Source organism: Longimicrobium sp., assembly GCF_036280135.1.
Taxonomy (GTDB): Bacteria; Gemmatimonadota; Gemmatimonadetes; order Longimicrobiales; family Longimicrobiaceae; genus Longimicrobium.
This window is the reverse complement of record NZ_DASURI010001005.1, coordinates 1-5,593: the sequence shown is the minus strand read 5'-3', so window position 1 is coordinate 5,593 and position 5,593 is coordinate 1. Positions and strand designations below refer to the sequence as shown.

6 protein-coding genes and 1 pseudogene are annotated in these 5,593 nt (G+C 69.8%); 3 read left to right on the top strand and 4 right to left on the bottom strand.

Annotated elements, in window-relative coordinates; translation table 11 throughout:
* Positions 1–660: sigma-54-dependent transcriptional regulator (locus VFZ20_RS32345; protein ID WP_329688113.1), on the bottom strand; the 660-nt coding region annotated here is incomplete at its 3' end.
* 134 nt (positions 661–794) lie between these two features.
* Here VFZ20_RS32345 and VFZ20_RS32340 point away from each other — a divergent pair.
* A complete protein-coding gene (locus VFZ20_RS32340) occupies positions 795–1,676 on the top strand; it encodes a flagellin (protein WP_329688112.1) in 882 nt (293 codons plus the stop codon).
* The gene (fliW, locus tag VFZ20_RS32335; RefSeq protein ID WP_329688111.1) at positions 1,673–2,149 is read left to right on the top strand and encodes a flagellar assembly protein FliW; all 477 of its coding nucleotides are present in this window, start codon (positions 1,673–1,675) and stop codon (positions 2,147–2,149) included. The genes VFZ20_RS32340 and fliW overlap by 4 nt, the downstream gene beginning before the upstream one ends.
* A gap of 95 nt (positions 2,150–2,244) precedes the next feature.
* Here the strand turns inward: fliW and VFZ20_RS32330 are convergent, their stop codons facing one another.
* Complete coding sequence (locus VFZ20_RS32330) at positions 2,245–2,706, bottom strand: hypothetical protein (protein ID WP_329688110.1); 462 nt, start codon at positions 2,704–2,706, stop codon at positions 2,245–2,247.
* The gene (locus tag VFZ20_RS32325; protein ID WP_329688109.1) at positions 2,703–4,007 is read right to left on the bottom strand and encodes an AAA family ATPase; all 1,305 of its coding nucleotides are present in this window, start codon (positions 4,005–4,007) and stop codon (positions 2,703–2,705) included. The genes VFZ20_RS32330 and VFZ20_RS32325 overlap by 4 nt, the downstream gene beginning before the upstream one ends.
* Before the next feature lie 269 nt (positions 4,008–4,276).
* Here VFZ20_RS32325 and VFZ20_RS32320 point away from each other — a divergent pair, with 269 nt between their 5' ends.
* Positions 4,277–4,588: a hypothetical protein gene (locus tag VFZ20_RS32320; protein WP_329688108.1), complete on the top strand. Its 312-nt coding sequence runs from the start codon at positions 4,277–4,279 to the stop codon at positions 4,586–4,588.
* A gap of 87 nt (positions 4,589–4,675) precedes the next feature.
* Here VFZ20_RS32320 and VFZ20_RS32315 read toward each other — a convergent pair.
* A pseudogene (locus VFZ20_RS32315) lies at positions 4,676–5,593 on the bottom strand (hypothetical protein); the annotation flags it as partial.

The following is a 5,593-nucleotide window of genomic DNA, read 5'->3' as shown; positions in this document are numbered from 1 at the left end:
CGTGAACGCGCCCTTCTCGTGGCCAAAGAGCGAGCTCTCGATGAGCCCCTCCGGCAGCGCCGCGCAGTTGAGCTTGATGAACGGGCCGCTGCGGCGGTCGCTCTGGTCGTGGATGGCGCGCGCGAAGAGCTCCTTGCCCGTGCCGCTCTCGCCTTGGAGGAGCACCGTGGCGCGGCTGGGCGCGGCCATGGCCACCGTCTGCAGCACCCGGCGGATGGCCGTGCTGTCGCCGATGATCTGCCGCTCGTTGCGAAATTCCATCACCTCGCGGCGCAGGGCCTCGTTCTCGCGGCGCAGCCGGCTGAACTCCAGCGCCTGGTCCACCACCAGGGTGAGCTGCTCGGGGCGCACGGGCTTGGTGATGTAGTCCACCGCGCCCGCCTTGATGGCCGCCACCGCGTGCTCGATGCTGGCGTACCCCGTGAGCATGATGAGGGGGATCTCGTACCCCTCGCGCTGCAGCAGCTCCAGGAACTCCAGCCCCGTGAGCCCCGGCATGCGGTAGTCGCTGATGATGAGGTCCACGCCGCCGCGGCTGAGCACCTGCAGCGCCTCGGGCACGCTGCTTACGCCCACGCCGCGGTGCCCGGCCCGCTCCAGGGTGTCCTGGACGATCATGCCGACGGCCGGCTCGTCGTCGCAGTGAAGGATGGTTGCCATCTGGGTGTGGATACGCGCGTTCGCGGGCCGGCGCTCAAGCCGGGGAATCGTGTGCCGATAATCTTCAAACGTACGTTCCGTGGGCGGATGCTGTAAACCCGTCCCCGTCCCCCCACCCCGCACCGACCGCGAGGATGAGGATCACCGACGGCAACCGCACCCGCGACCTGCTGGCCAACCTGCAGCGCGGCGAGCGAGGCCTGGACCGCGTGCAGTCGCAGATCAGCAGCGGGCTGCGCGTGCAGCGCGCCAGCGACGACCCCGGCGCGGCGCTCACCGTGCTCAAGCTGGCGGGCACCGCCGGGGCCACCGCGCAGCACCGCCGCAACATCGACGCCGCGCTGTCGAAGGTGGGCAGCGAGGAGAGCGTGCTGGACCAGCTTTCCGACACCCTGTCGCGCGCCGCGGAGCTGGGCGTGGGCCAGGGCAGCGACACCTCCAGCGCCGCCACCCGCGCGCAGACCAGGGTGGAGGTGGACAAGCTGATCGAGTTCGCCGTGCAGCTGGGCAACACCCGCGGCCCCGACGGCTACCTCTTTGGCGGATACAACACCGACCAGCGCCCGTTCGCCACGGTGGACCCCACGGTGAGCACGGTGGGCGCCGGCGAGCAGCAGCAGGTGGAGGTGTCGCCCGGGCAGCGCGTGAACACGGTGCACAACGCCCGCGAGGTGTTCCTGGACACGGGCGCCATGGCCGCCCTCAAGCAGCTGTCCACGGCGCTGGGCGCCAACGACGCCGCCGGCATCCGCGCGGCCACGGGCGCCCTGGGCACGTCGTTCGACGCCGTGCAGGGCGTGCTGGCCGAGACGGGCAGCCGCTACGGCCAGCTGGAGCTCACCTCCACCCGGCTGGAAACGCTGGAGCAGACCACGGCGACGCACCGCGCGTCGCTGGAAGAAGCCGACATGGAAGAGAGCATGGTGAACCTGGTCACGCGCCAGAGCGCGCTGCAGGCCACCATGCTCTCCACCTCCCGCATCCTGGGAATGACCCTGTCCGAGTACCTGAGATGACCGCTCTCGCCTACGCCACCCCCGCCGTCGTCCCCGCCCACACGCCCCGCGTGGAGGTGCGCTCCCTCGTCCTGGGCACGCTGCAGGCGCACCCGGACCACCTGTTCACCTTTCCGGCGGGGCTCACGGGGCTGCCGGAGCAGCGGCAGTGGGTGCTGGTGCAGGCGGGCCGCCCGGGCTTCTGGTGGCTGCAGTCGGTGGACGAGGCCGGGCTGGCCTTTTTGCTGGCGGACCCCTTCCCGGCGTTCCCGGAGTACGAGGTGAACCTGGGCGCGGGCGACCTGTCGGTGCTGGGCGCGGCGTCGCCGCGCGACGTGGTGGTGCTGGCCATCGTGACGCTGCCGGGGCGGCCGGGGGCGCCGTGCGTGGCCAACCTGCAGGGCCCCATCGCCCTGGACCTGCGCACCCGCCGCGGCAAGCAGGTGGTCATCGCCGACTCGCCCTTCGGCACCCGCTGCGAGATGCCGGACTGAGCGGCGCGTCACGCTCGCGCGTCAGGTTTATCGCGAAACCCTGCGTCCCCTATGGGCGGAGGGTTTCGCGCGTGCGGGTACGAAGGTACGGGGGATCAGATCCGCGGCGGGCGGTCATAGCCCTGCAGGTCGCCGTCGTAGGACCAGATGAAGACGCGGCGCCCCTCGTTCGCGAGACACTGCTGCTCCCAGGCCTTGATGATCGACAGGTCCGCCATGCCGACTCCGGTGCTTGCCCGGTCGGGGAACTCCTCGAGCCAGCTGATGAAGTCTCCCGTCTCTGGAACCAGCGTCGCGGCCCAGGGCGCGTCGCCAGAGAACGCCGCCCGGACCGAATCCACGAAAGCTTCGGCAACGAGGCGTCGTACTCGTCCATCCGCATTCTGCGCGATGTGGTTGCCGGTTTCGTAGATGGTGGCCAAGGGCAGCAGCAGCCGATCACCGGCAGCCATCATTGTCCGCAGTTCCGCGACAGCCTGATCGCGGCGCTGGTTGCGACGAGGAACGTTCAGGATGTTGCAAAAGACGCTGGTATCGATGATGCCGATGGCCCTCACAGGTCTCTCACCCGCGCGTCGAGGGTTTCCAGCCAGCGGAGATTGCGTGCTTTCCTGGCCTCCTCCGTCTCCTGGTGCTTGAGGAAGTAGTCCAGCACGCCGCGCGTCATCAGCTGCCCCAGCGGACCACGCGCCACCAGCTCCGGATAATTCGGCAGGTCCTCCAGCCGCACCAGGCGCGAGTCGCCCTCCTCCGGATCACGATAAGCGCAGACCACGTGCGGGATGGAGTCCGTGGGCAGGCGATCCAGGAGCGCGGGATTGTGCGTCGTCAGCAGCACGCGCAGGTCACGCTCCTTTGCCACGCGCTCGATCTTGCGCAGCAACATCTCCGCGCGGCTGGGATGCACGCCGTTGTCGATCTCCTCGATGATGATCGTGGAGCCCGGCTCCGCGGAGAGGAGCGCGGCGGCGATCCCCAGCACCCGCAGCGTGCCGTCGGAGAGCACGGGGGCATCACGAATCTCTTCTCGACCGCCATAGGATTCGGTAAGCCGCACCATCACATCCCCACGAGGCGTCTCGATGAAGCCCACCTCGACGAACGGCTGCTCCGGGAGGATCGACACAAAGTCGAGAATCGGCCCGGAGCCAAGCTGAAAGTGGACGCCGAGCAAGACCGCCGAGACGTTCTCTCCATCTTCTTTCAGTGCGCGTTCCCCATGATAGCTATAACCGCGCATCCTGCGGGGTTGCGGATCGAAGAACCGCACCTTCATCAGCGACTCGCGGAACTGGGCCCCCACGTCCCGAACCTGGGCGAGCCGTCCACCCAAGCCAGGGCTGACAAGCATGTCCAGCGAGGCAAACAGGGCCGCCCGGTCCGCCGCGGCGGCATGCAGGGGTCCCGTCGAGCTGTCCGTGTAGAACCGCGTCACCCGCTCGCCCAGCACGTCGGGAGAGCTCGAGGCACGATACAGGTATTGACCATCACGCCTGCAAATGGCCTCGTCGCCGACCCTCGCGACCACGCCGAACTTCGGATCATCCTCAGCGAGCCGGAGCGAAACTTCCAGGTGGCTCCACTCTCCATGATCCAGATCACACCCCAGCGTGAGGGGCAGTTCGCGATCCCGCGGAAAATCCCACGCATTGCCGCGCACCAAATCGTCGGAAGACTGGATTTGCGAGACGATCCCGTCCACGCGGTCTCCCGATCCGATCATCGACAGCAGGCGGATCGCCTCGATCGCGTTGCTCTTGCCGGATGCGTTGGCGCCGATGAGCAGCGTAAGCGGCGCCAGCGGAAGCGTGGCGTCGCGGTAGCTCTTGAAGTTCTTGATGCGAAAGCTGGAGATCATCGTGCGGGCGGCACGGGGAGACAGGCGCGCTCAACGCCCGCAACCTAATCGGTTTCCAAGCAAAAACGCCAGCATCCAGGCCCTTCATCCGCCCCGCGGGTGGAGGGCTTTCGACGTGAAGAGGGAGTGGGAGGGCTGGCACCGGATCACGAATTGCGACATAATATTTCGCAATCGCGTTCCTCGCCTGGGGCGCGGCCGTGCGGCGTGGAGCTCCGCGTCGCCCATTCGCCGCCGCGTGACGGCGGCCTCATCCCGTGGAGGGTGCCATGAAGAACCGCAAGCTTCGCCTGGACCTGGACCAACTCACCGTGGATTCGTTCGCCGTCGCCGAGGACGCGCGGGGCGCGGGCACCGTGCACGCGCACCTTCCCGTCCCGCCCGATGAGCCGGCCAGCGACGGCTACGGCGAGTGCAACACCTACTACGACTCGTGCAACGGCTCGTGCGCCAGCTGCGTGAACAGCTGCTGGAACACCTGCAACGCCACCTGCCAGTCGTGCATCCCGCAGTGCCAGCTGAGCTACCACAGTGTGTGCCACGTGGCGGCCACGTCGCCCGAGGCCGGCTGCTACTACTGAGAAAAGCACCGCGGACGAAGGGCCGGGGCACCGTCGCGGTGCCCCGGCCCTTCGTGCGTTCTCCGCGTGTCCCGCTCCCCGTCGTCCTCAGGGACTTCGGGGAGGATGCGCCCGCGCCGCCCCGGCGGATGCGACGGCGTAGCGGTACAGGCCGTCCCCGCCGCGCCACGCGGCCAGGATGCCACGGGCGGGCCCCGCAACGATCAGCGGATCGCCCTCGCCCAGGGGTCCGTCGGCCGGCACGGGGGCCGGGAGCGACCAGGCGCCGCCCTCCCAGCGCGCCGTCGCCAGCTCGCCGACGCGCGGGCGATCCGGCCGGCTGTAGCGCAGGGCCAGGTGCGGACGCCCGTCTCCATCCACCGCCGCGCGCATCCCCCACAGGCGGGCGCCCGCCACGCCGGGCGGAGTCACGTCGCGCGCGGGCGTCCATCGACGCCCGTCGCAAGAGGTGGCGTGGTACACGGCCTCGGGGAGGATCGACCCGTCCGTGTCCTGCAGCCATAGGGCGTGCAGCCGCCCCGCGCCGTCCGTCACCAGCTGCGGATGGTGCGAGTAGCGCTCCGGCCACGCGAACAGGCGCGTCGTCTGCCCCCACTCGCCGTCGTGGAACGTGCGGACGAAGAGCTGGTTGACCGAGCGGCCGCGCCGGGGACCCTCCGCGCCGGCCATCCACGCCAGGTGCAACGCGGCCGGACAGGATCCCCGCGACCACGCCGGCGTGAGCCCCGCGTACGCCAGCAGGAAGGGCCTTCCCCACCCCGCCCCGGCCGTCCACCGACGATGCTCCAGCCCCGCCGCGGTGGAATACGCCACGTGCAGGGCGCCGTCGCAGGCAAAGGTCGCCGCGAGCGAGGCCATGGGCCCGCCGCCACCGGATTCCGAACGATACACGACCTCCGCCGCGCCCCACGCCTGGCCGTTCCACGCGCGGTGCAGCAGCACCGTGGCGCCCTGACCGTTCCGCTCCGGCGCGAACCACAGCGCGTGCGGATGCCCGGCCGGGTC

Bases quoted from the DNA above. Each gene is read 5' to 3' on its own strand.
- VFZ20_RS32325 (WP_329688109.1), bottom strand. From the start codon at position 4,007: ATGATCTCCAGCTTTCGCATCAAGAACTTCAAGAGCTACCGCGACGCC.
- VFZ20_RS32340 (WP_329688112.1), top strand. From the start codon at position 795: ATGAGGATCACCGACGGCAACCGCACCCGCGACCTGCTGGCCAACCTG.
- VFZ20_RS32320 (WP_329688108.1), top strand. From the start codon at position 4,277: ATGAAGAACCGCAAGCTTCGCCTGGACCTGGACCAACTCACCGTGGAT.
- fliW (WP_329688111.1), top strand. From the start codon at position 1,673: ATGACCGCTCTCGCCTACGCCACCCCCGCCGTCGTCCCCGCCCACACG.